The 20,888-nt window shown below is 37.8% G+C and carries 19 protein-coding genes; 7 read left to right on the top strand and 12 right to left on the bottom strand.

The window, feature by feature from the left end; translation table 11 throughout:
• Positions 1 to 31: 31 nt before the first annotated feature.
• The gene (locus tag KHA93_RS20140) at positions 32 to 1,264 is read right to left on the bottom strand and encodes a GTPase family protein (protein WP_213112348.1); all 1,233 of its coding nucleotides are present in this window, start codon (positions 1,262 to 1,264) and stop codon (positions 32 to 34) included.
• A 561-nt stretch (positions 1,265 to 1,825) separates the two neighbouring features.
• Between KHA93_RS20140 and KHA93_RS20135 the strand changes: the two genes are divergently transcribed.
• Together KHA93_RS20135 and KHA93_RS20130 are read left to right on the top strand one after the other, a co-directional pair.
• On the top strand, positions 1,826 to 3,382 hold the full coding sequence (locus KHA93_RS20135) for an ABC-F family ATP-binding cassette domain-containing protein (protein ID WP_213112347.1): 1,557 nt from the start codon (positions 1,826 to 1,828) through the stop codon (positions 3,380 to 3,382).
• An 11-nt stretch (positions 3,383 to 3,393) separates the two neighbouring features.
• Complete coding sequence (locus tag KHA93_RS20130; protein ID WP_213112346.1) at positions 3,394 to 4,266, top strand: endonuclease I family protein; 873 nt, start codon at positions 3,394 to 3,396, stop codon at positions 4,264 to 4,266.
• Positions 4,267 to 4,528: 262 nt separating this feature from the next.
• On the opposite strand, the gene KHA93_RS20125 is transcribed toward KHA93_RS20130, so the two are convergent.
• The 5 genes from KHA93_RS20125 to KHA93_RS20105 form a co-directional block, all read right to left on the bottom strand.
• Positions 4,529 to 5,251, bottom strand: coding sequence for a GntR family transcriptional regulator (locus KHA93_RS20125; protein WP_233711237.1), 723 nt, complete (start codon positions 5,249 to 5,251; stop codon positions 4,529 to 4,531).
• A gap of 126 nt (positions 5,252 to 5,377) precedes the next feature.
• Positions 5,378 to 6,673, bottom strand: coding sequence for an alpha-galactosidase (gene melA / locus KHA93_RS20120; RefSeq protein ID WP_213112344.1), 1,296 nt, complete (start codon positions 6,671 to 6,673; stop codon positions 5,378 to 5,380).
• Between the two features lie 46 nt (positions 6,674 to 6,719).
• Entirely contained in the window at positions 6,720 to 7,580 is an 861-nt protein-coding gene (locus KHA93_RS20115) for a carbohydrate ABC transporter permease (protein WP_213112343.1), read from the bottom strand.
• Between the two features lie 48 nt (positions 7,581 to 7,628).
• Positions 7,629 to 8,963, bottom strand: coding sequence for an ABC transporter substrate-binding protein (locus KHA93_RS20110; RefSeq protein ID WP_213112342.1), 1,335 nt, complete (start codon positions 8,961 to 8,963; stop codon positions 7,629 to 7,631).
• Between the two features lie 22 nt (positions 8,964 to 8,985).
• Positions 8,986 to 9,933 carry a carbohydrate ABC transporter permease gene (locus tag KHA93_RS20105; RefSeq protein WP_233711236.1) on the bottom strand — a complete coding sequence of 316 codons (948 nt, stop codon included), beginning with the start codon at positions 9,931 to 9,933 and terminating at the stop codon, positions 8,986 to 8,988.
• 368 nt (positions 9,934 to 10,301) lie between these two features.
• Here KHA93_RS20105 and KHA93_RS20100 point away from each other — a divergent pair, with 368 nt between their 5' ends.
• Positions 10,302 to 11,459, top strand: a complete 1,158-nt coding sequence (locus tag KHA93_RS20100; RefSeq protein WP_213112341.1) for an MFS transporter — start codon at positions 10,302 to 10,304, stop codon at positions 11,457 to 11,459.
• A gap of 83 nt (positions 11,460 to 11,542) precedes the next feature.
• Here KHA93_RS20100 and KHA93_RS20095 read toward each other — a convergent pair whose 3' ends face one another.
• The 3 genes from KHA93_RS20095 to KHA93_RS20085 all read right to left on the bottom strand — a co-directional run bounded on the left by KHA93_RS20095 (position 11,543) and on the right by KHA93_RS20085 (position 15,273).
• Positions 11,543 to 13,111 carry an IS1182 family transposase gene (locus KHA93_RS20095; protein ID WP_213111608.1) on the bottom strand — a complete coding sequence of 523 codons (1,569 nt, stop codon included), beginning with the start codon at positions 13,109 to 13,111 and terminating at the stop codon, positions 11,543 to 11,545.
• A gap of 379 nt (positions 13,112 to 13,490) precedes the next feature.
• A complete protein-coding gene (locus KHA93_RS20090) occupies positions 13,491 to 14,231 on the bottom strand; it encodes a ThuA domain-containing protein (protein ID WP_213112340.1) in 741 nt (246 codons plus the stop codon).
• Positions 14,232 to 14,346: 115 nt separating this feature from the next.
• Complete coding sequence (locus KHA93_RS20085; protein ID WP_213112339.1) at positions 14,347 to 15,273, bottom strand: phosphotransferase family protein; 927 nt, start codon at positions 15,271 to 15,273, stop codon at positions 14,347 to 14,349.
• Between the two features lie 157 nt (positions 15,274 to 15,430).
• Between KHA93_RS20085 and KHA93_RS20080 the strand changes: the two genes are divergently transcribed.
• The 3 genes from KHA93_RS20080 (at position 15,431) to KHA93_RS20070 (ending at position 18,006) form a co-directional block, all read left to right on the top strand.
• A complete protein-coding gene (locus tag KHA93_RS20080; protein WP_213112338.1) occupies positions 15,431 to 16,633 on the top strand; it encodes an MFS transporter in 1,203 nt (400 codons plus the stop codon).
• Positions 16,634 to 16,746: 113 nt separating this feature from the next.
• Positions 16,747 to 17,373 carry a hypothetical protein gene (locus tag KHA93_RS20075; protein WP_233711235.1) on the top strand — a complete coding sequence of 209 codons (627 nt, stop codon included), beginning with the start codon at positions 16,747 to 16,749 and terminating at the stop codon, positions 17,371 to 17,373.
• Between the two features lie 207 nt (positions 17,374 to 17,580).
• Positions 17,581 to 18,006 carry an exosporium protein C gene (locus KHA93_RS20070; RefSeq protein ID WP_213112336.1) on the top strand — a complete coding sequence of 142 codons (426 nt, stop codon included), beginning with the start codon at positions 17,581 to 17,583 and terminating at the stop codon, positions 18,004 to 18,006.
• A gap of 210 nt (positions 18,007 to 18,216) precedes the next feature.
• Here KHA93_RS20070 and KHA93_RS20065 read toward each other — a convergent pair whose 3' ends face one another.
• The 3 genes from KHA93_RS20065 to KHA93_RS20055 are packed head-to-tail and all read right to left on the bottom strand — an operon-like array spanning position 18,217 to position 19,790.
• The gene (locus tag KHA93_RS20065; RefSeq protein WP_213112335.1) at positions 18,217 to 18,771 is read right to left on the bottom strand and encodes a DUF4825 domain-containing protein; all 555 of its coding nucleotides are present in this window, start codon (positions 18,769 to 18,771) and stop codon (positions 18,217 to 18,219) included.
• Entirely contained in the window at positions 18,764 to 19,444 is a 681-nt protein-coding gene (locus KHA93_RS20060; protein ID WP_213112334.1) for a hypothetical protein, read from the bottom strand. The genes KHA93_RS20065 and KHA93_RS20060 overlap by 8 nt, the downstream gene beginning before the upstream one ends.
• Positions 19,434 to 19,790 (bottom strand): PadR family transcriptional regulator, encoded by a 357-nt coding sequence (locus KHA93_RS20055; RefSeq protein ID WP_213112333.1) that lies wholly within the window; start codon positions 19,788 to 19,790, stop codon positions 19,434 to 19,436. The genes KHA93_RS20060 and KHA93_RS20055 overlap by 11 nt, the downstream gene beginning before the upstream one ends.
• A gap of 128 nt (positions 19,791 to 19,918) precedes the next feature.
• On the opposite strand from KHA93_RS20055, the gene KHA93_RS20050 reads away from it, so the two are divergent.
• On the top strand, positions 19,919 to 20,845 hold the full coding sequence (locus KHA93_RS20050) for a phosphotransferase family protein (protein ID WP_213112332.1): 927 nt from the start codon (positions 19,919 to 19,921) through the stop codon (positions 20,843 to 20,845).
• Positions 20,846 to 20,888: the final 43 nt, after the last annotated feature.

Below are 20,888 nucleotides of genomic sequence, written 5' to 3'. Positions count from 1 at the left end.
CTCTAACCTCCAAATACTTGCTTTCGTATTCCTAATCCTTTTTATATTGTTTTCTACCTGATTGGAATGCCTTCTTTGCCTTTCCAATATCATGCCCATCTATGAAATACACGATGCCAGCCTGTCCGATCCCGAAAGTTATAGCACCGGCCACCGCACCGGAAATTACATTTCCGGCAGCAGGTATAAGCTTGACCACCGAGCGGACTCCTTCTCTTACTGCAAACGCCAATCCAAGATTAGCACCAACCGCACCTATGAATTCTGCAGCTGTTTTCCTGCTGATCTCGCGGCCGGCAATGTAGGCGATAGCCATTATCATCAGAGCTTGCAGAGCTGTCAAAATAGGCATGTCGGCAAACGGAATTGGCTCAAGTGCGATGATGCCTGCGATTCCCGACATTGTCAAAATAATTTTTTGTGCGACTTTTTTTTTTGCGGATTTGGCTTGGGTCGCCTTTGCTGTTTTCAATATTGCTTCATTTGGCAGCGAATCAATTAAATAGGAGGATACCTTATCAATATTCCAGCGCATATCGAAGAGAATATTGCCTTCTTCATCAAAATCCACATACGTACAGACCGGGATAATGTTGAGAAGCGGTATTTCAGCTTCCTGGAACCGCTTTTCCATCAATTCGACTGCTGCCCGGATATTGGCAGCCTTGATAGGATTCGCGTCAAACGGCACCTCTTTGTAATACGGCGGATCCAGCTCATCCACCTGAGTCACAACACAGAGGACTGGAACATCGTATTGATGGGTCTCCTTAACGAATGTCCGCAGCAAGTTCAATTCCCGTAAATCTTCTTCAATTCTCGCATCCGTTTCCTTCCCCTTGATGAGGAATAATAATACATCGGGCTGTTCGGCCTCCAATTCTTTTTTCAACTGGTTAAAGGCGGATGCTTCTTCCGAGCTTTCAATTGGCTTTTCAGTTTCTCCGAGCCCCCGTGAATCAAGCAGGCGGATTTTTTTCTCCTCTTCAGAAGGATACCAAAACCATTTTCCCCGCCCCGTTCCAGCCTGCACAGGGCTGACGAACTGTTTCGCTTCACCGAACAGTGCATTGATGAGGGAGGACTTCCCTGCTCCTCTCCGCCCGATGAGCGCAATTCGCGGCTCTCGAGCATCAACGGTCATTTCTTTCAGTTCACTCAGTTTTGATAGCATTTTTTTCTTTGAATTGCCGGCTATCGGTAGCTTGTTCAGCTGGCCTTTCAACTGGTTAAAAACTGAGTCAAATTGATTGTCTTTATTCATATCGGATCCCTCGCATTCACTCTCGTCTTTTCTTTCCCCAATTTTGATCGATTGACCCATCCTCTTCCTATTTTCAAGAGGAGACTTTGTGCTTATAATAAATGGGAAAGGAAGGATTAAACATGAACTTTCTGAAATGGTCATACACTAAGCTCTATTATATTAAGCCCGGTTTTGTCAGTATCCATTCAGATTTTATTTTCAGTCAAATGAAAGATTAATAGTTTATTTATACAATCCATTGATCCAGCCGTGATCCGTCGTTGAGCTTGAGATTTGCATCTATTCAAAAATGATCTCGGCACAATCGGCAGAACTATGCGGCGGGCTTTGATTCAATAAATTAGGCTGTTTTCGTAAAGTTTGTTTTTTTTTAAGCCCAAAAGCCGGCTTTTACCCCTAAAAGGTGAGTTTAGCGATTCTTATAAAGTAAGCAGCTCTTTTCTCAGCTGAATGACTAAGTTTTGAGTTCCAAATTTACTCTTATTATTTAAATTAAGAAAAAAGCAACATTGTTTAAGAAAAGAGCCATTAATTAAAATCCATCAAAAGAGGTGTATCATGAGCATACTATCTGTCAGTAAGCTAAGCCACGGTTTTGGCGACCGTGCTATCTTTCATAATGTATCATTTCGCCTTTTAAAAGGCGAGCATATCGGTCTTATCGGTGCAAACGGCGAGGGAAAGTCCACCTTTATGAACATCATTACAAGAAAGCTCCAAGCAGACGAAGGGAAAATTGAATGGGCGAGGAAGGTAAGAGTCGGCTATCTGGATCAGCACGCCGTTCTTAAAGAAGGCTTTTCCATAAGAGATGTATTGAAAATGGCATTTCAATATTTATTTGATTTGGAAGCCGAGATGAATGGAATTTACGAAAAAATGAGCGCCGCATCCCCTGATGAGCTCGAGCAGCTGCTCGAAGAAACTGGCATCATTCAGGAAACGCTCACCCATAACGATTTTTATATGATCGATGCTAAGGTTGAGGAAATCTCCCGCGGACTCGGTCTTGATGAAATTGGTCTTGAACGGGACGTCCAAGAGCTTTCCGGAGGTCAACGGACCAAGGTTCTGCTCGCGAAGCTACTTTTGGAAAAGCCGGATATTCTGCTTTTGGACGAGCCAACCAACTATCTGGATGAAGTCCATATTGAATGGCTCAAGCGCTACCTTCAAGAATATGAAAATGCATTTATCCTGATTTCACATGATATCCCGTTTTTAAACAGTGTAGTTAATCTTATTTATCATATGGAAAACCAAGAGCTGAACCGCTATGTCGGAGACTACGATGATTTTATGAAAGTATATGAAATGAAAAAACAGCAACTTGAAGCGGCATACAAGAGGCAGCAACAGGAAATTTCCGAGCTGAAGGATTTCGTCGCTCGCAATAAAGCCCGGGTATCGACAAGAAACATGGCGATGTCACGACAAAAGAAATTGGATAAAATGGAGGTCATCGAACTTTCCGCACAAAAGCCAAAGCCTGAATTTCATTTCCGTGAAGCCAGGGCGAGTGGAAAATCCATCTTTGAAACAGACGAGCTTGTCATCGGCTATCATGAGCCGCTGTCCAAGCCGCTAAGCTTGAAAATGGATCGCGGTCAAAAAATTGCGCTCACAGGCGCAAACGGAATTGGAAAAACAACATTGCTCCGCAGCATCCTTGGTGAAATCAAGCCCGTTTCCGGAAGTGTCCGGCTTGGGGATTATTTGCACATCGGCTATTTCGAGCAAGAAGTGCAAGGCGGAAATGCCAATACATGTATCGAAGAGCTGTGGAATTCGTTTCCATCGTTTACCCAGTACGAAATCCGTTCCGTACTAGCCAAATGTGGCCTCACAACGAAGCATATCGAGAGCAGAATGGATGTGCTGAGCGGCGGTGAAAAGGCGAAGGTTCGCCTCTGCAAGCTTGTCAATCAGGAATCCAATCTACTTGTGCTGGATGAGCCTACGAACCATCTTGATACAGATGCGAAGGAAGAGCTAAAGCGCGCCTTGAAAGCATATAAAGGTTCCATACTTCTTATCAGCCACGAGCCGGATTTTTACCGAAAAATAGCAACGGACGTTTGGAACTGTGAAACTTGGACAACGAAGGTCCTTTAGGGGGTGATACGATGAAATTGGAGCAGCTCGAGAAAAGAATCGGGAGTGTCCAGCATAATCAGATGAATATGAAGGAAAATGAACGTGCCTATTATGATGAAGGATTGGATCGTGAGTTCATTTCTCAATATTATCACGGATTGGATCTACTCATGGGGAATTCACGGCAGAAATTCAATATACTTCACTCGCTCGTGGAAAGGACCCATAAAAACCGGCTGCCCTATTTCGTCAGCAAGGATGAATATTTATATACATGGGTTGATCTACAGCCAAACGGAAGCGTAAAGAGCATTTATTCCGGTGAAGAAAATCATCCTGCTGATTTGCTCAGAAAGGATTATGAAGTCCGCATGCGGCAAAAGGAAGCTGATTTCAAAGTTGGAGAAGCCGCTCATCCGGATAAAACAGTACCTGAAGAATTCAAATTCAACGCAGAGCATATCGTTCCGCAATCTTGGTTTGGGGGGCGTGAGCCAATGAAAGGAGACCTTCATCACCTGTTTGCGTGCGATCCCGGATGCAATGCAAAGAGAGCCAACTTTGCCTTTCATGATTTTCCTTATTACGATCCCGAATCGCCGGATGAAAAAATCCGCAATAACTGCGGCATCGCCGACTTTAACTTTTTCGAACCAGAATATGGCAAAGGCACTGTTGCAAGGGCAATGCTCTATTTCATCCTCCGCTATCCAAACGAAATCAGGAGGGGATTCGGAAAAAGAGTGAACTTCCAATTATTGAGAAAATGGAATGCGCAATTTTCACCGCTCCTTCATGAAAAACACAGAAACCAGGCAATCCAAAATATTCAGGGAAACCGGAATCCGTTTATCGACTTCCCCGACCTAGCCGATAGTATGTACTTCCCGCTCAAGACTTGAGCGGGATTTATTTTGGATAATCTGCTTACCCTCGAGCCACAGGCCATAATATGGCGTTGCAAAGCAACTCAGCTTATCCATACAAACACCTCTTGATAAAAGCCGCATGCTTATCTTTGTATTCTACCGACAACAGTCGGTACGGTGCCGATGAGCTCTACTGCTTTCGTGCAATTATTTAGAAGGTTCACGGAACGACGTCCATTTCCTTCATTCCCGTCACTTGAAATTCTATTTAATAATAATTTTTTCAAGGGTCAATTTATATTAATTCCGTATAAAAACGGCATCGGTCTCCGCGCACAACAGAATGACAAAATTCTACCGGATTTTCGCTAGTATCAAATGCTATTCGTTCCAATAAAAGGGCTGGATATCCCTCCTTAACTTCCAAATATTTGCTTTCGTATTCTTGAATTAGGATTGGCTCGAAAACCTCTTTTGCTTTTGCCACTATGATTCCAAAAGTTTTTTCCATCACATCATATAAAGAACTATTTTGTATATCCTCCGTTGAAATCCTTGATACAAAATGCTCAGGAATATAGGATGTTTCAAAAATGATCGGTTCCTTGTTAGCGCATCGTAGTCTTTTTAATTCAATAACTTTATCACCATGAAGTAGCTGTAATACTCTCATTACCTTTGTGGTTGGTTCTACTACTTTCAAGTCAATAATGATATCCTTTGACTCTATGCCACTCTCCTGCATTACTTTACTGAAACTGTAAAAACCGGACAAGGATTGCTCAAGTTTTGGTTTTGCAATAAAGGTGCCTTTTCCTTTAACTCTCTTCAATACTCCTTCTTGTACTAAATCTTCTATTGCTTTTTTTGCTGTATTTCTACTGATGTTATATTGAGCACATAACTCGTTTTCCGATGGCATTTTATCTCCAGGCTTTCCACCCTCTTTTTCGATTGCTTCTTTAAGCAATTCTTTAAGCTGATGATATAAAGGTACCACACTCGAATGATCAAGCATTCTTTCCATTTTTATCCCTTTCTCATTAGTGGAATTAATCCACATATTTATTAGGTAGCCCTATGTAAACAAATATGGGAATCCAATAGATTCCCATTTCATTCCATCATCCTATCTTGTTTTATCTTAGATGTTTAGGTATTCCTTTTCACTTTCATATAATTCATTAAACATCTCTTTAATTTCTTTAAGGGAGCATACGGCTGCAGTTAATGGATCAATCGATAGCGCGTAAAGAGCTTTCTCTTTATCCTTCTCTAAAACAGCACTCACAGCAAGATCAAAGAAAGCCATATTACTTTGACACAGTGCGGCTAAATGTGTTGGAAGTTTCCCAAAGTGACAAGGATTTACTCCGTTTCGATCAACTAGGCAAGCGACCTCAACGATGCCATCGTTTGGTAAATTATCAATCAGACCATTATTAGGCACATTCCCATAGATCACTTTTGGCGTGTTCTTTTCCATACCTTCTATTATCACTGCCGCATACTCATTACTAGGAGATATGCTTAGTTCATTTTCTCCACTTAAAATGCCTCTAATATATTCATCATTTTCTTTTCGCCAAGTTGGCCAATTATTGGCATAAAACCCAGTTCCACCGTTATATCCCGTACTGCAATGGATATCTATCAGGTCATCCCTTTTACGATAGTAAGGAATATATTCGGAAAAATGCCCACTAGATTCAGAAACAAACGCTCCTAAATATTTCATCGCATCCAGTCTTACTGAATCTTTCTCTAAAAACTCCTTATTACTCGTTTTTTCTATCAAAAGTGGGTACATATCTTTACCTTGATGTTTTAATTCAACAAACCAAGACATATGATTTATTCCTGCTGCCTTCCAATGTAATTCATCATATGGAACGCCAATATAATCTGAAAGCTGCCTAGATGTATTTTGTATGGAGTGACATAGTCCTACTACTGGAATGTTTGTAACTCTACTAGTTGCCAATGTGACAGCAGACATCGGATTTGTATAGTTTAATATAATTGAATTAGGAGCTAATTCCTCAATGTCTTTTATAATTTCAAGCCACTGTGGCAGTGTCCGAAGTGTTTTAAAAAGACCTCCTGGGCCCATTGTATCGCCTATACACTGTTTTACACCATATTTTAAAGGGATTTCAAACTCACTTTTAACTGTATTTAATCCGTTTACTTCTATTTGATTAATAATATAATTTGAATCCTTAATGACTTCCTTTCGATTGACAGAGGATATTACATTCCATTCTTTATCTAACTTTTTTATAACCATTTCAACTAGCTGATGCGCAATATCTAATCGTTCCTGATCAACATCAACTAATGCAATAGTGCCTTTTGAAAGGCCATCAATGGATAAAATATCTACAGCAATATGCTGTGTAAATGAGCTCCCAGCCCCAATGATTGTAATTTTCGGCATAGCATTTCCCTCAATTCATTATTATTGATATTTTATTAATTTCGTATTATCCCTTTATCCCAGTAGTAGAGATACCTTGGATAAATGTTTTTTGTGTAAAGAAAAATAGAATAATAATCGGAGCAGTAGCCACTGTTGAGGCGGCCATCAGCATTCCCCACTGGGTGCCATATTGACCAATAAACTGTTGCAGCCCTAAGGCAATCGTATATTTAGATTCATCATTTAAATAGATTAATGGTCCTAAAAAGTCATTCCAATTTTCCATAAAGGTAAATAAACCAACTGTCGCTATGGCGGGCCTCGCTAACGGCAACACAATTTGCCAAAAAATACGGAATTCCGAACAGCCATCAATTTTTGCTGCATCAGACAGTTCATACGGTATGGTTAGGAAAAATTGTCTTAATAAAAATATAAAGAATGCATTCGTACCGAAAAATGCGGGAATTATTAATGGTTTGAATGTTCCAACCCAACCAATCTCCTTAAATACTAAAAATAGTGGAACCATGACTACTTGGTAAGGCAACATCATTGTTGTCAGCATAAGGAAAAAGAAAATATTTCTTCCCCTCCATTGGATTCTAGCAAAACCATATGCTACAAAGGCAGATGAAATAATTGTTCCTAAAACAGTAAGCACGCATATAACTAATGTATTTTTGAAATACAAGGCAAATGGTACAAACGTCAACGCCTCGGGAAAGTTTTGCCACATAAAAGTTTCCGGAATCCATTCAGGAGGCCATTTAAATATTTGAGATTCAGGCTTTAAAGATGTCGATAACATCCAAACAAAAGGAAATAAGAAAGAGATCCCAAATAAAATTAGAAAAACATGAGCAGTGAATTGCTTTGTAATATGCCTTTTTTTTCTTCTGAAACCGTTATAATTTGAGCCCATTCACGCCCCCCCTTTCAAAAATAAGGGAGATAAACTCCCTTATTTTTTTCACTTAATTTTCTTCATTTCATTTTCCACTTCTTTTTGAACCTCTTCTAAAGCCTTTTCAGCTGTACTTTTCCCAGTCATGACGGCTTCCTCAGCTGATTCCAGACGGTCCCAATAGTACTGCTGGACAGGAATTACTGGAGTAATTTGAACGTTTTCACTATTAAATAAATCTACAAATACTTTACGAGCCGGGATTTCATTCATAAAATCTTGGTATCCGGCTGTATCTGTGATTTTAGGAGAAGCTGGAATCCATCCACCTTTTGGTAGCATATTCCCTGCCCACTCTTCATTTTTATAACCTGTTAGCCATAGGATAAATTCCCACGCTTCTTTTGGATGCTTAGCACCCGCTGGGATAATATTGTAATTTCCTCCAACCCATGAAGAATTAGGTTTCCCATTTTCTTCTGGATACGGTAAAGGGATGACTCCATAATTTAAATCCGGTGCATATTTTTCTAGGTCTAACAAACGCCACATTCCATCTACATCAAATACTGTTTTTCCGCCAAGAAATGGCCATGTGCTATTGATTGTGTTAGCACTCATACTTTTGTTAAAAGAAGCTACTTTCATTGGATCATATTTTTTAGTGTATGACTCAAACCATTTCAAAGCTTTGAGATTATTTTCATGAGTCGCTGTTATTTTTCCATCCGCATCGGCCCATTGGCTGCTAAATGCAGGTCCCCAAAGAGTTATACCCGCTGGCATAAATCCAACTCGTTCTACAAAGCCCCTATCATCCATTTTCCAGAGTTTGTCTTGAACCGCATCTAATTCCCCAATTGTTTTAGGAGGATTTTCAGGATCTAAACCTTCTTCTTTAAAAATATCCTTATTATAAAAGAGTGCAAATGCATCCATTGAAAATGGAACCGCATACATTTCTCCTTTATAACTACCAATTTCAGCTACGATTGGATACATCCAATCCTTTAATTCTGGAGCGCTGCCACTAATGTATTCTTCTAATGAAAGAATAGCGCCTTTTTCTGCCCATGAAGGTATTACCTGGTTCCACTGTGTCATCACATCTGGAGGGGTTCCACCTGCCTGCGCAGTGAGGAATTTAGAATCTGCGTCACCTGCAATTGACAGAGCTTTTACACGTATGTCTGGATGGCTTTCATTAAACTCATCAACAAGATCGTCAATCAACTTTTTCCAATCACCTGTCCACATATGCCAATACGTAACTTCAACAACTCCATCCTTTGATGAATTGTTTTTATTCGAAGATGAACCAGTAGAGCTACAAGCCGTCATACTGATTAAAATCAAAATAGCCAAAACGTTTACTAATAATGATCTAATTTTTACCTTCAACTATAACACTCCCCATTAATTGTTATTCGCCACCGTAATAAACCCATCGTGCGGACGATTTAAATATGAGCAACGTAGTCGCCATAATAATGACGAACAAAATCCAAGCCATTGCAGAAGCATAACCCATATGAAAATATGAAAACGCATTGTTATACAAATACAAAGCATAGAATAATGTTGAATCGTTTGGGCCACCTTTGGTCATAATATACGCCTGTGTAAAATATTGGAACGATCCGATTAGTCCCATAATTAGATTAAATAAAATGACTGGTGTAAGCATCGGAACGGTTATAAACAATATTTTTTGCCACCCCACAGCACCATCTATATCAGCAGATTCATACATTTCATTCGGAATGTCTTGCAAGGCTGCTAAATAAATAATCATAGGCGCACCAACACCCCAAAGCCCCATCATGATAAGTGCAGGCTTTGACCATTGAGGATCTACTAACCAACCCGGTCCTTGGATTCCAAAAATTGCGATAATTGAATTGATAATTCCAAATTGTGGATCCAATAACCACAACCAAAGAATAGAAGAAGCTACAAACGGAACGATCGATGGCAAATAAAATATCGTTCTATAAATGGCCATCCCTCGTACTTTTAGATTGAGTAATAGCGCCAATGACACCCCTACAATTACACTCAACGGGCAATAAACTAAAGTATAATAAAAGGTATTGTAGAGTGATTTCCAAAATAACTTGTCATGAAAAAGTGTCTGGAAATTTTGTAATCCAACCCACACAGGCGATTGGATAATATCATAATCTGTAAAACTATAATATAAAGACATTAGAAAAGGCGTTAAAGTGAAGGCTAAAAAGCCGATTAACCAAGGAGAAATAAAAAGTAAACCCTTTGCTAAACTACGCTTTTCCTGTCTTGTGAAGCGGAAACGACTCTTTGTGTTTTTAAGAATGGGTTCTTGTTGTGATATCTCTTGTAAACGAGGCAATCCATTTCACCCCCTAATGAATGATTAAGTTTTTGGATAGCAGTCGTATGATGGAACATTTCTGGGTGTGGCTAGTAATCGTGGTGAAGCATAAGATGGGAAGATCGTGATGAAATGATAGTAGTCTTGTTGCTACTTTTTCTAAGGAAGGAGGAATTACAGAAACATAATATCGAAATATTATATTAAGCGCTTACATCTATCAACTCCTATATTTACTAAATTTTCTACAAATTCATTATACTCACTGTTGGGTTGATGGGTCAACAGTATATACAATAAAAAATTCCAATAAATGATTCCACTTGCCTATTTCCATTTAAAAAGAGATGATAAAGATAAGTTTAATAGATGGAGGCTTACCATTTATGCGGGTTTTCGTATATTTCATCGTATTTTTTTCATTTTTTGATTTATTTACTCAGCTGCCGATTATGACTCCTCTTGCAACATCACTTGGTGCCACTCCGTTTTTAACAGGCTTGGCCGTTGGGATGTACTCTTTTTCAAATACAATAGGAAATATAATTTCCGGGTTTCTAACAGATAAAAGAGGCCCGTTTGTTATCTTGTTACTGGGACTATTATTTACTGGTATAATGCTTTTTTCATATTTTCTCGCCGCTGACGCATGGTCTCTACTTATTATTCGCTTTTTACATGGTTTAACGGCAGGATTAATTGTGCCAGCAGCTTTTACATACTTAGCGAATTCTTCTAATCAAGAGAAAAAAGGAAAAGGCGCTGCACTTTCCGGCGCATTCGTTGGACTTGCTGCTGTAATTGGGCCTGCATTTAGTGGGATTGTTGCAAGTAAATCTAATGAAATAACAGTTTTAAGTGTTACAGCATGTTTTATGATTCTATTAGGAATTCTTTCTATTATTTTCTTACGCAGGAAAGTAATTGAAAGAGGAATAAAAGATGGGTCAGATACGTTAAAGGTAAAAGTTTTTTTCAAAAATACGCTTATCATGAGAGCTTTTTCTGGAGCATTTTTCTTAATGTTTTCACAAGGAGTACTTGCGTATATGCTTCCATTAAAAGTAGTTGCACTTGGACAAGATTCACAAACGAGCGGACTTCTTTTAAGTACATTTGGCATTGTTGCTATTCTCGTTTTCGTTTTGCCGATTAACAATTTATTTGACATCATCAAGCCGGTGAAGAGTGCTACATTCGGAATGGCAGCAATGGCTGTGGGCTTAATCATGATTAGTTTCAGCAATACCATTCCATTCCTTTATGTAATCATGGGGATCTATGGAATTGGATTTGCTTTTTTATTCCCATCAATTAATTCCTTGTTGATTGAGGCGACAGAACAAACACATCGAGGTAAAGCATATGGATATTTTTACGCATTCTTTTCGATTGGCGTTGTTGTCGGCTCAGGATTAACCGGATTATTAAGCTTAACTGCAAATCAAGGATTTCTATTTACAGGGATCTTATTGATTGGAGGGGCATCACTTATGATTCTTCAAAAGAATACCTCTCAGCCTAAAAAAGAGGCTGGGACATAACTAGCTTCAATTAACGAAAAAAGCGAAATTGAGCGTACTTAATTTCGCTTTTTTCTATTTTCTATATTAATGCTTATTCATTCTTAGTTGTTGGCTGCGAATTTTCGTAAATTCACAGCCATTAACGCTAGACCCATTTCGTTTTCAACCTTCGATTTTCCTCGTAAAGAAAATCGAGTGAAACGCAAATTAGCCTTCAAGAATCCAAAAACTGGTTCCACATCGATTTTTCGTTTACGATAGATGGAACTCGTTTTTTCTTCTGAAAGCTTCGCTCTCACATATTCTTTTTGTTGTTCCCACTTCTCATTCACCATTAATTTTCGATTATTTCCCTCTTTTGCTTTTGTACATGATGAACGGAAAGGGCAGCCTGAACAGTCTTCACATTCATAGATCTTAAACTCTCGTTTGAAGCCTGTTTTATCCATACGTACAGAATGATATTTAAAAACTACGCTTTGTTGATTTGGGCAAGTGTATGTATCGTTTTCTTTATCATAATGCCAGTTGTCTGGATTGAATTCGTTTTGTTTATATTTTTTCTTTTGCTCTTTGAGGTACATGCCATACGTAATTAAAGCTTCTCGTTTACGATTCGAAATGACATCATCATAATTCTGTTCACTACCATAACCTGCATCTGCGACAATATGCTTTGGTAACTTAAAATAATCTTCCTCAATTGTGTCTAAGAAAGGGATTAATGTACGTGTATCTGTGGGATTTGAAAATAGATTATAGGCAAGCGCATATTGACCCTCTGTTGCGACTTGTACATTATAGCCTGCCTTCAATTGACCATTTTTCATATAATCATCTTTCATGCGCATAAATGTCGCATCGTGATCCGTCTTTGAATAACTATTTCGTTCGCCAAAGATTTCAAAGTCTCGTTGATAGTTTTGTTTTCGAACAATATAATCCATTAATTGTTTCCGTGCTTGTTTCGGGAATTTCCGCTTATTTCTTAAAACTTTACGTTCTTCTACATCTGAAGAATCTCCGATTCTTTTGTCATACTCAGTAACGACATCGTCTACCTTTTTGGCTAATTGAGTAAGTTCTTCAAGTGATAACTGTTCTTCACTTTCTCGTTCAATTTCAGGTATAATTTCTTTTTCAAGTAACTCGTTGTATAGTTCATTTGACTTTTCAATTAATCCAATATGATACTTTTCGATAGATTTCTTCCATACAAAGGTAAATTTATTCGCATTTGCCTCTATCTTTGTACCATCAATAAAAACAGCTTCTTGATCGATAAGTTTTTCTTCGATCAATTGGCAACGGAATTGGACGAAACATTGGCGTATTAATTCTTTCACTTCTGCTTGAACACGGAATCGGTTGATTGTGCGGTAGCTCGGTTCATACCCTTGAGCCAGCCACATCATACGGATACTGTCTTTTAATTGGGCTTCAATTTTGCGCCCTGAGAAGACAGATTGCGAATAGGCACATAAGATAAGTTTAAGCATCATGCGTGGGTGATAGGCAGGACAGCCCTCATTTCGTAGAAATGGTTCGAACGCTTCATGAGGAATACTTTCAACTAAATGATGGATATGGAAGGCAATATCATTACTTTGTAATTTTACTTCTAAATCTAAAGGCAAAACTATTTGATTCATGTTATAATTTTTAAACATAAGGACACTTCTTTCTGATTAGATTTGGTGTGGTAACTTAATTTTATCAGAAGTTGTCCTTATTTTATTGCAAAAATATTCAAAGCCGGAGAAATTTTACTCGTTGTAAAATTTCTCCGGCTTTTTCATTCAGAGGTGAGTTTTGTCCCAACCTCTAATTTTTTAAAATTCGACGGACCCACATCCTGTGGGCCTGTACGTCGATGAGCAAGGCGCTTCCGCTTTTCTTTGTCTAGCTACAGCGCCTATCGACTAGCAAACTTCTTGCCCTTTTCCCTACGATAAGTCAACATCGACTCGTTCCTCTTCGTGTTTCCTTTATCTCAGTCAAAGGTCCTGAAGTTTGTACGTCGATAAACAAGGCGCTTCCGCTTTTCTATTAATTTGGGCTATCTCCCATACCCGTAAAGGAACGAACATTGCCTTCTGATAATTCTGCTCCCAGTTCGCTGTAAAGGGTCTTCCCTTCAGCAGCCCATAGGAAGCCTCTTCTCATAATCTCAGTCACTTCCGGCATTGCTACAATATTTGCTAGATGGCCTAATGAGCAGTAAAAAACGCGTCCCGCTCCCCATCGTTTTGTCCATACAACCGGCATATCAACTGCTCTATTCGTTGAATGAGGACCTTCAAAAACAGGAAAACGAGTTGTTGCCAAAACTTCTACTGCCGGATCGACGTGTAAATAATATTGCTCACTGACAACCTTGAAATCTGAAATACCTTCTAAAAGAGGGCTGGATGAATGCTTAATATTAACCATATATTCGATTCCATCATTTCCAGGATGCGCAACCCAATTTCCTCCTGTCATGAACTGCCAGTCCACATTATTACGGAAGGAGTCACACATACCACCATGGCATCCCGCTAATCCTACACCACTCACAATGGCCTCGGAAATATTAAGCGCAACATTATTTTTAATTTGTCCCATTGTCCAATGCGGAATAACTAAATCAAACGCTTTCAATTTTTCCGTATCCGCATATGAATCTAGTGAATTAGAAACTTCTACATTAAAATTCTCTTCTTCTAGGATTCCTTTAAATATTTGCGCGACTTGTTCCGGTTGATGACCATCCCATCCACCCCATACAATTAGTGCTTTTTTGCTCATATGCTTATCCCACTCCCTACTATTAATGTAAATATTTATCAAAAATGCTATATTCATTTTAACAAACATACTAATTTCTGTACATTGTTTAACCGTTAAATTAAGTCGAAATTCTTTAAAAACGGTTGATTAAACTTACCATATAATACTCCAGACGCTCCTTGATTAATTGAGCTGTTAATCCTTTAAAGCCTAAGTCTGTCCATCCTGGATACACTTCGGGTTCCCAGAAAAGAATATCAACGAGGGAAATTAAATCCCAATATGGATCATAAACAAAATTTGGTCCAGCGTACTGTTGGTAATAAGATAAAAAAAGGTCAGCTTCTTTCACTCCGTATAACTGAGCAAGATTGAGCCTGCAATGACCGACATCAATACCTGCTGGACCAATACATGCGTTAATCCAGTCTACAATTCCACTTACAGAGTTTCCTTCCCATAAAACATTGCTTGGATGATAGTCCCGGTGGATAAAGCACTCTCTGAATATAGGTCGTGGACCTTTTATAATACTAAGAACTTTTCCCCATTCTTCCGTTAAACTCACCCATGATGGAATCTCAAAAGCATTAAGATCCTGATATGTATAATAAGGTCGTGGAAATTGACTTGCTTCCACTTCGTGTATTTGTACAAGTGCTTGAGCAAGCCCACTTAGCCATCCATCCATATCATCGGGCTCTAGAACAACTTTGCCTTCAAGCTTGGACATGATAGAAGCATAGGAACCAAAACGAGTCCCTGTCTCTTCAATCGTAATGATTTCTGGAGTCGGAAGGTTTTTCAACCTCGTAAAACGGAGGTTCTCAGCTTCATGAATCACTAAATCGGGATTATTTTCAGCCCAGCCTTCAGCAAAATGTAAGCGGACCACATAATCGTTTATTTCGTCATTCACTTTTAGTTTAACAATACAAACAAGGGAGGAAATGCCACCCTTCAACTGACTAATAGACTCAATCGTAGCTTCTGAATTAATAGAATCTACTACCCATTTTTGTACTGCTTCTGGCAAAATCATGTTCTCGACTGATTCCATTATTTAACCGTCCTTTACGTCTATAAATTTGTTCATCTATATTATTTCAATACGTCCTTCGTACACTCCTTTTTTATTCCCTAATCATTTTCTTCTATAGACCTTTTTCTACTTTACTGATAAGATAGCTTGGAAATTAATTGTATAGGAGAATGATATGAAGAAATTTGTATTTTTCGCTTGCGTTATTTATGCTTTAAACGGTTTTGGCCATATTATCATTGGTACCGTTCTTGAACCCATGGTGAAATCATATGGCATTCATTATGGAGACGGCGGCCAGCTAATTATGAATCAGTTTTTGGGATTTCTCGTCGGGGTATCATTTGCACCGATGATTGTAAAAGCGATTGGGCGTAAAATGACTATTTCCCTAGCACTACTTTGTTTTGCTATTGCCCAATTTGTACTTGGCTCTGTCCCAAAGTGGGATTTCTTATTATTCACCGCTCCAATTGGCGGGGCTGGCATCGGGATTGCTGAAACCGTTGTCGCAGCACTAATAGTTGGACATTTAAAAGAAAGAAAAGCTTCCACGCTTGTACTGACTGAAGTATTTTTTGGCGTTGGAGCACTTGTAATCCCGATTGTTTCTGCATTTTTTATTCTGAACGGAATGTGGAATGCCTCTTTTACAACTGTCGCCATCATAACTAGTGTCACGTTAATTGGTTGGTTCTTTCTTTCATTTGGAGAAGTAGACCCTATTTTAAAAAAGCAGGTGAAAGTACGTACACAAACTAAAGAGAAGACTAGTAGAAACCGATACCCTCGAAAACAAATTCCTCTATTGGCTATTGGAGCTTTCTTTTTCTTTATGTATGTGGGTACAGAAATGGTACTGCCGAACTACTTACCAACGATTTTAGGAAAAACAACCAACTTAGATGCTTCCTTCCTTGCATTAAGCATTACGGTTTTCTGGTTGGCTATGACGATTGGAAGACTATGCATGACGTTTATTATCGATAAAATTGGTTACATTAAACTCTTTATCATTAGCTGTATCGGTCAATTTTTCGCTTTAATCATTTTTGCCGTATCACCTACAGCTATTATTAGTTACGTAGCCATCTTTTTAACAGGATTATTAATGGGCGGTATTTTCTCTATTGGATTGCTGATTATTAACGAAAATTCTGCCGGGTTAGAGGAATGGACAACAAGTCTACTTGTTGCAATGGGTGGTTTAGGAGGGGCTTTCCTACCTAAAGTAGCTGGTGAATTATTAGATCGATTCCATATTTCTGTTACGTTATGGTCGCTCGTACTATTTGGATTTATACTTGTCGCATTAATGGGAGCTATCTTTTACTTTAGAAAAGAGGCAAGTGAAGCAGCTGAAAAAGTCACTGCTTGACATTTTTATTAAAAGGCAAAAGGGCTGTCGAGATTTCTTGGCATCCCTTTTACAGAGAATAACAGTGTTTAGTAATTATGGTATCCGATTATTTTGCTAAAAGAGGGATTATTATGACGATAATAAACAAGTTAGCAACACAACTTAATCATAAAGATGAAGAGCCAAATATTGAACTTGCCCATGAATTAGTTAACACAAATAATTGTGAAGGCATAAAAGAAGTAATTCAGAACTTATCTAATAAGGATAAGAAGATTCAACAAGATTGTATAAAAGTAGCTTATGAAATTGGAGAATTGAAACCGGAACTCATAAGTGAGTATGCCTTAATTTTCATAGACCTTCTTAAAAGTCGGAATAATCGTTTAGTTTGGGGAGCCATGACTGCACTATCTACCATAGCACTAGAGTCATCTGAGATTATTATAGAACATATCGAAACTTTATTTTCTGCAATGAAAACTGGCTCAGTCATCACTATTGATAAAGGAGTCTTAACCCTAGCAAAGTTAGCAGCCGTAAACAAGCAAAACACTGAGCGTATTTTTCCGTTTTTACTCTCACATTTGGAGACTTGTAGACCAAAGGAAATCCCACAGCATTCTGAAAGCACTATCCTTGCAGTAACAGACGACAATAAAGCGGAATTATTAACCGTGTTACGAAAAAGAGAAAACGAACTTACGGCACCTCAGTTAAAAAGGATTAAAAAAATATATAAGGTACTTGAGGATTAATACAACATTTATTATTTAAAATACTATGTGTCCTATTAAATTTATCCTTGATTGGTCCACAAAATAGACTGTTTAAATACATTTCAAAAGAAAAAATAGCCTTTTTTTCATTTTTCGACACCTTTTACCTATCATTATAATTATATTATCCAAGCCATTTCTTCTTAATAACGTATTTTAAAGTATAAAATTAAGGAGGTGGCTGTAATGGTTAGTATTATAGATTACCAAGCAACACAACCCTCTCGTAGGGCTAATTCAGTTAATATCGCTATCCCTCAATCTCCTATTAGAGTTGTATTAGCAACTATTCGTTTAACTATTCCTCAAAGTAATGCAACTAACAATCGGGTACAATTAATTTCATCCGTGGGCGTGCGTGGGGTTACTGGTACATCTCAGTTGTTGTTTAGGATCTTCCGTGATGGATTAGAATTCTTTAGATTTCAAGTAGGGGTAGAATCAGATCCTACGTCGGAGGTAAACTATGTTGAAACATTTCAAGCAATAGATTCAAATGTGAGTCAAGGTACCCATACTTATCAAGTAACCGTTCAAAATATTACAAGTGGAACAGAAGCTACTGTTGTAGGACCAATTTCCTTTAGTGGTTTAGCAGTTGCACTTACTTAATGCCGAAGATGTGGTCAAAATTGAGATTTAAATGAAAGTATTAGTTTTGAAAATACATTTTGATAATTTTAGAGTTAAGTATCTAGAATACTTCCTTCCCCTTCAGCTTAACGTTGAAGGGGTTTCGTATTTTTGTGCTATTGCGTTTATTAAGCAGAAGGTAGAAGACACCACTAGATTGACTTCATTCTCCCTTTTTTGTTTCATGTTTTAATGCAAAATTTCATTAATAAAATCCTCTACATACTTAGTATCCTTTAACGGATTTCGAACTTTTTCATTCCAAATTTTAGTACTCTCAGTTAACTCATCAAAATTCGTATATTGTCTTTCAATACTTTCTCTATCCACTGTAATAGTCTCATCTACAAAATGATATTCAATTTTTTCAAGGTTTTCGATTAATGCGAAAGCGGCAGTTGAATTATAGATAAGAGATTGGTTTAACAGTTGATTGTTAATGTCTGTCGTTTTCTGCGTATAATTTACCATCACCGTTAAATCGTCTGATTTCAGTTCAAAGTCTTTCAATATATCATGTAATGGCAGATGACCAAAAAGTTGAGTGGTATTTCCCGCATTTCCCATATAAGGATTTTTGTACTGCTTAATATACTCCAAATCATGTGTAAGTGGCTTCTCTTGTTCTATTACATATTGCTCAGCAGCTGCGTTTTGCTTCGGAATTACTACAAATTGCACGATACCAAATAACATTAATCCAAAGACTAATAAAACAACGATCCATTTCCCTAGCTTACTCATGTAATTCACCCGCTTCAAATTGCGTGATTAATTTCTCCCAAGCTGTAAAAATAAGTGGAATGATGATTGAAATAAATGGCAAAGCATATCTCGCAATTAATACTCCGAATTGGTATGGCCCATCAATATGAATAGGTCTTGCAAACCATATATTGCTCCCAAACAAAATCGCAGTTATACAACCCCATGTCACGACAATAAAAAGAGCCCAAAGTAGCCATATTACTTTCTTTGTCTTTACAAAAGAAACAATGTTCAATTGGCTTATTTTTTCCTTTTTACTTTTTAGTATTTTTCCTAAAATCAAATAGACAATAAGAAGAACAAGGACAACTAAAAACAACATGAAATTCATCAAAAATCCAATACCAACGATCGTAAATGGAATGGTGATAATCCATGCCACGATGACATATAAAAAAGCAATCTGATAGGCTTTAAACCAAAATTGATTGATCTTGACGGACATATTACTATCAATGAGGTCATCTATATTAGTGATACTGCTTTTAGCTTTTGCAATAGCACTCGTTTCATTTTCACCTTCTGCGAGGAGATGAGATACTTTCGCTTCTAAATTCCCTAAGATTTCTTCCTTCAGTTCGTTGATATTACGATGATGCTTATATTTTCTAAATAAATGATCCACATATACCTTTAATTCATTCATCATTTTCACCTCTTTTTACAATCAATAAATCGATTAATTCCTTTGCACCAAGCCATAAATCGACAGCCTCTTTATAAGCCATTCTTCCAGTATCCGTGATTTTATAATACTTTCGTCTGCCACCTTGACTTTCGTCCCCCCAGTAAGCCGAGATATATTTCTGCTTCTCTAATCTCTTCAAGCTTGTATAAAGGGACGGTTCCTTCAATTCAAATTTTCCTTTACTTTGGTCAAAAATACTTTTAATGATTTCATATCCGTAATTATCCCCTTCAGATAAAACGCGCAAAATGATCGTATCAATATGACCACGAATCAGATCGCTGCTTATGGGAGTAGCATTATTCATACAAACCCTCCTTCATTTTGCATTGTAACACATATTACTATGCATGATGAAGTACTTTTTCATAAATATTTATTGTCATTACAGATTCCACAATTGGTATAATTAGGGGAAGGAAGGTGGATAGAATAATGAAATCGTTTAAATTAGACATGGATTTGAATACAGCAATTACGATTATCCAAAACATAATGAATGATTCAGTCTCGAATGTTCAAGCAATTACCTTCGGAGAGCTGAGCAAAGTCTTTAGTTATAACTATCAAGGCAAAGCATTTGTCATTCATTTTAATCGTGCTGGTGAAAGATTTTTAAAAGACGAGTATTTGTATAAAAATCTTTCCAAGCTCGGAATCCCGATCCCACGAATTGAAAGAAACGGTAATATAAATGATGTATTTTTTTCAATATCGGAAAAAGCTCTTGGACAATCTTTGGTCGCGTACCCTGAAAATGAAATTAAAAAGGTTTTGCCTGCACTAGCTACTGAATTTAAAAAGATTACTGAAATTCCAATCGATTCATCCGGAAAACATGGGGCAATAAACCATGATGGAGAAGGTTCTTTTAATACATGGCAACAATACATTGAATCTTTTTTTCAGAAAGAACAGGATGGGTTTTGGAAGGATTGGTATACACTCTTTGATCAGAGTTTCTTAGAAAAAGAGATTTTTGATTATTATTACGATATGATGTTGGAATTGTCATCATATGCTCCTAACGAAAAATATCTCGTCCATGGAGATTTTCATTTAGGTAATATTATTTCGGATGGCAAGGATATTACCGCCATTGTCGATTGGGAAATGGCAACGTATGGGGACTTTATGTTCGATATCGCTAATTTACACTTTTGGGCTCCTCAGCTCGAAATCCCTCAAACCTTTTACGAAGCGTGGAGAAAAAACGGTGAGGAAATTCCCCATTTTCATGAGAGGTTATTATGCGGAATGTTGTTTAAAGGGATAGATGCATTGAGATTTTTTGCTAAAAAAGAAGATAGAGCTGCGTATGAAATGATAAAAGATAAGTTATCGACAATCACAAAAAAATAACCAGTTGTATCCTCTCGACTGGTTATTTTCTCCAATAAACCTT

The sequence above is a fragment of the Lederbergia citrisecunda genome (genome assembly GCF_018343695.1).
Classification (GTDB): Bacteria; Bacillota; Bacilli; order Bacillales; family Bacillaceae_C; genus Lederbergia; species Lederbergia citrisecunda.
This window is presented reverse-complemented; position numbering and strand designations above follow the sequence as displayed.

Bases quoted from the DNA above. Each gene is read 5' to 3' on its own strand.
- KHA93_RS20140 (WP_213112348.1), bottom strand. From the start codon at position 1,264: ATGAATAAAGACAATCAATTTGACTCAGTTTTTAACCAGTTGAAAGGC.
- KHA93_RS20135 (WP_213112347.1), top strand. From the start codon at position 1,826: ATGAGCATACTATCTGTCAGTAAGCTAAGCCACGGTTTTGGCGACCGT.
- KHA93_RS20130 (WP_213112346.1), top strand. From the start codon at position 3,394: ATGAAATTGGAGCAGCTCGAGAAAAGAATCGGGAGTGTCCAGCATAAT.
- KHA93_RS20125 (WP_233711237.1), bottom strand. From the start codon at position 5,251: ATGCTTGATCATTCGAGTGTGGTACCTTTATATCATCAGCTTAAAGAA.
- melA (WP_213112344.1), bottom strand. From the start codon at position 6,673: ATGCCGAAAATTACAATCATTGGGGCTGGGAGCTCATTTACACAGCAT.
- KHA93_RS20115 (WP_213112343.1), bottom strand. From the start codon at position 7,580: ATGGGCTCAAATTATAACGGTTTCAGAAGAAAAAAAAGGCATATTACA.
- KHA93_RS20100 (WP_213112341.1), top strand. From the start codon at position 10,302: ATGCGGGTTTTCGTATATTTCATCGTATTTTTTTCATTTTTTGATTTA.
- KHA93_RS20095 (WP_213111608.1), bottom strand. From the start codon at position 13,111: ATGTTTAAAAATTATAACATGAATCAAATAGTTTTGCCTTTAGATTTA.
- KHA93_RS20090 (WP_213112340.1), bottom strand. From the start codon at position 14,231: ATGAGCAAAAAAGCACTAATTGTATGGGGTGGATGGGATGGTCATCAA.
- KHA93_RS20085 (WP_213112339.1), bottom strand. From the start codon at position 15,273: ATGGAATCAGTCGAGAACATGATTTTGCCAGAAGCAGTACAAAAATGG.
- KHA93_RS20080 (WP_213112338.1), top strand. From the start codon at position 15,431: ATGAAGAAATTTGTATTTTTCGCTTGCGTTATTTATGCTTTAAACGGT.
- KHA93_RS20075 (WP_233711235.1), top strand. From the start codon at position 16,747: ATGACGATAATAAACAAGTTAGCAACACAACTTAATCATAAAGATGAA.
- KHA93_RS20070 (WP_213112336.1), top strand. From the start codon at position 17,581: ATGGTTAGTATTATAGATTACCAAGCAACACAACCCTCTCGTAGGGCT.
- KHA93_RS20065 (WP_213112335.1), bottom strand. From the start codon at position 18,771: ATGAGTAAGCTAGGGAAATGGATCGTTGTTTTATTAGTCTTTGGATTA.
- KHA93_RS20060 (WP_213112334.1), bottom strand. From the start codon at position 19,444: ATGATGAATGAATTAAAGGTATATGTGGATCATTTATTTAGAAAATAT.
- KHA93_RS20055 (WP_213112333.1), bottom strand. From the start codon at position 19,790: ATGAATAATGCTACTCCCATAAGCAGCGATCTGATTCGTGGTCATATT.
- KHA93_RS20050 (WP_213112332.1), top strand. From the start codon at position 19,919: ATGAAATCGTTTAAATTAGACATGGATTTGAATACAGCAATTACGATT.